At 40.6% G+C, this 256-nt stretch carries 1 pseudogene; it reads left to right on the forward strand.

Going from position 1 to position 256, the window contains the following annotated elements:
- A pseudogene (locus tag HMPREF2987_RS10960) lies at window positions 1-256 on the forward strand (mucin-binding protein); the annotation flags it as partial.

The following is a 256-nucleotide window of genomic DNA, read 5'->3' on the forward strand; positions in this document are numbered from 1 at the left end:
TCGTAAATGATGTGACGAAACCAACTAAACAAACGGTAACGTTTGAAGGAGCAGGAACAGCTACTCCAGCTGATAAGGTTCAAGATAACTTCACATTCACTGGTAAACAACAAAATGGTACGACAACATGGGATCAACCTAGTCACACTTATGGTAAAGAAACAGTTCCAGTAGTTACAGGTTACTATGCCGATAAGAAGGAAGCTGGATCTAAGACAGTTACTCCAGATCAACCAGAAGTTACGGATAAGGTTAC

Source organism: Streptococcus sp. HMSC067H01 (genome assembly GCF_001814775.1).
Taxonomy (GTDB): Bacteria; Bacillota; Bacilli; order Lactobacillales; family Streptococcaceae; genus Streptococcus.